The following is a 2,729-nucleotide window of genomic DNA, read 5'->3' as shown; positions in this document are numbered from 1 at the left end:
TTGATCGTCGTGCTGCTCGACGACATCCTCAGGCTGCTCGACGGCGACCTCAGGGGCGAGGTTCGAGCCTACATGGAGAAGCGCCTCGGCGTGCGTGTGCTGACGGGCAAGCCTCTCGCGGACGTCTCCGCCGACGCGTTCGGCGTGAAGGGCGTCGTCGGCGAAGAAACGCTGCGGGCGGACCTCCTGCTCAACGCCGTCGGCCGAAAGCCGGTGACCGACGGACTCGAACTCGAGAACGCGGGCCTGACGACCAACGCGCGCGGCTTCATCGAGACAGACGACTACTGCCGGACCAAGGCCGCGACGATCTTCGCCATCGGCGACGTCACGGGCAAGGCGCAACTCGCCCATTTCGCCACCGCGCAAGGCCTCATCGCCGCGGAGAATGCGCTGGGGAGCAAAACGCGCCGGCATTCGACGCTCGTCCCCAACGTGATCTTCACCACGCCCGAGGTGGCGACCGTCGGCTTAAGCGAGGCCGCCGCCGCGGCCGCCTCACGCGCGGTCAGGATGGGCAAGTTCCGGTTCTCGGCCCTCGGTAAGGGCCTCGCCGCAGGCGAGACGACTGGCTTCGTCAAATGGATCGCCGACGCCGAGACCGAGCAACTCGTCGGCGCGGCGGCGGTCGGGCCGCACGCCACCGAGCTGATCGCGGCGGCGACGACCGCGATCCGCGCCGAGTTTACCGCCCACGAGCTCGGCGCGACGCTCCACGCGCATCCGACCTTATCCGAAGCCTGGAGGGAGGCCGCCCCTGCGCTGCGCGGCGAATGCGTCCACGCGCCGCCGCGGCGCCGGTAGAGGGAGAGAATCAAGATGGGATCGGGCGGCAAGCCCTCATTCGGCGCTTCGCGCCACCTTCCCCCTGCGGAAGGGGTCGCTCTCTCCCCCGGGGAGAGGCAAAAGGCCGAAGGCCGAAGGGTGAGGATTAGCCGATGCAACACTGTTGCATTTCGCTCCAACCAGATCTTCCCGAGGGGAAACGCCAATGATCGACACAGAACGACTGGAGCATAAACTCGACGACTTCGATCCGGGTCGTCGCCGCGAGGCGCTCGATGCCCTGTGGCGGAACGTCGAGAGCGGAAGAGAGACTGTTCCGGAGCCCGGCGGCGAGGTCAACCTCCACGCCCACACCTTTTTCTCTTACAACGCCTATGGGTATTCGCCGTCGGGTTTCGCATGGCTCGCGCGCAAGGGCGGGCTCGCCGCCGCGGGCATCGTCGATTTCGACGTCCTCGACGCGGTCGAAGAGTTTCTTGAGGCCGGGCGGCTGATTGGTCTCAGGACCTGCGCAAGCCTGGAGTCGCGGGTGTTCGTTCCGGAATTCTCGAGGTTCGTGATCAACTCTCCGGGCGAGCCGGGCGTGGCCTACCACATGGGCGTCGGCTTTCCGCGGGCCCTGTCGCATCCTTTCCTGACGGAGATGCGCTCGGCCGCGGAGAAACGGACGCGCGACATGATGTCCCGGGTCAACGTCTATCTCGACCCGGTCGCGCTCGACTTCAATCGCGACGTTGCGCCGCTGACGCCGAGAGGCAACGCGACCGAGCGTCACCTGTGCGCGGCCTACGAGCGCAAGGCCGAGGAGGTCCTCCCCGACCCCGCGCGCCGCGCGGCCTTTTGGCGCGAGCGGCTCGGCGATGCGCCCGCGACGAGCACGGAGCTGCAAGGATTGATCCGCTCGAAGACGATGAAGAAGGGAGGCGTCGGCTATGTCGCGCCCGACAGTGGATCGTTCCCCGAGATGGCGAAGATGAACCGCTTCGTGATCGAAGCGGGCGCCATTCCGACGGTGGCATGGCTCGACGGCTCGAGCGACGGCGAACGGCGCATGGAGGAGTTCGTTGACGTCGCCATGGCGTCGGGCGCCGCGGCGCTGAACGTCATCCCCGACCGCAACTATGGACCGAAGCTCGGCGCGGACAAGGTGAAGGCCCTGTACGATGTCGTCGCGCTCGCCGAGCGGCGCGGCTTTCCCGTCATCGCCGGGACGGAGATGAACTCCCCCGGGCAGAAGTTCGTCGATACCTTCGATGCGGACGAGCTCAAGCCGCTGGCGCCGATCTTTCTCCGCGGCGCCTTCATCGTCTACGCTCACACCGCCTTGCAACGAGAGTGTGGGCTCGGCTACCTCAGCCCGTGGGCCGAAAAGAGTTTCTCGTCGCTCGACGCGAAGAACCGGTTCTTCGAGGCGGCCGGACGCGCGTTGCGGCCCGACGCCGAGAACAAGCTGAGCGGCGTCGACGCTGGCGTTTCGCCGGCGCGGTTGCTCGAAAGACTACAGTGAGGAGCTCGACATGACCGGGATCCCGCATACCGAACGCGCCATCCAGCTGATTGGTCCGGACCAGATGATGCTCAATCTCGCCAAGCCCGTTCCCGAGCCCGGGCCCGGCCAGCTGCTCGCCAAGGTCGAGGCGGTCGGCCTGTGCTTCTCCGACCTCAAGCTCCTCAAGCAGTTCTCCGGACACGCGCGAAAATCGGAGGTCGCGGCCGGGATCGACCCGCAGGCGCTCCTGGACATGCCCAACTACGTTCCCGGCGATCGGCCGACCGTGCCCGGCCACGAGGCGGTGGTTCGCATCGCGAAGGTCGGCCCGGGCGTCGAGCGCTACAAAACCGGCGAACGGTTCGTGGTGGAGACGGACTACCGGTGGCTGCCGACGGACAAGTCCAACGCCGCCTTCGGCTATAATTTCGAGGGCGGGTTGCAGGAATATGTG

The 2,729-nt window shown here is 66.9% G+C and carries 3 protein-coding genes; all 3 read left to right on the top strand.

All coding sequences use genetic code 11. The features are described from left to right. Positions 1-804 (top strand): FAD-dependent oxidoreductase (locus ACLP25_RS20525; RefSeq protein WP_442471004.1); only part of this gene is annotated, 804 nt, incomplete at its 5' end. 187 nt (positions 805-991) lie between these two features. After that, on the top strand, positions 992-2,293 hold the full coding sequence (locus tag ACLP25_RS20520; RefSeq protein ID WP_442471003.1) for a hypothetical protein: 1,302 nt from the start codon (positions 992-994) through the stop codon (positions 2,291-2,293). Positions 2,294-2,303: 10 nt separating this feature from the next. Beyond that, positions 2,304-2,729, top strand: a 426-nt coding sequence (locus ACLP25_RS20515; RefSeq protein WP_442471002.1) for an alcohol dehydrogenase catalytic domain-containing protein, incomplete at its 3' end; no start/stop codon positions are given.

The organism is Roseiarcus sp. (genome assembly GCF_052145395.1).
In the GTDB taxonomy this organism is placed as follows: Bacteria; Pseudomonadota; Alphaproteobacteria; order Rhizobiales; family Beijerinckiaceae; genus Roseiarcus.
Note: the sequence above shows the minus strand (reverse complement) of the source record. Positions and strands in the feature narration are given on the sequence as shown.

What these genes read in the sequence shown, in the direction of transcription:
- ACLP25_RS20520 (WP_442471003.1), top strand. Translation starts at nt 992, where the DNA reads ATGATCGACACAGAACGACTGGAGCATAAACTCGACGACTTCGATCCG.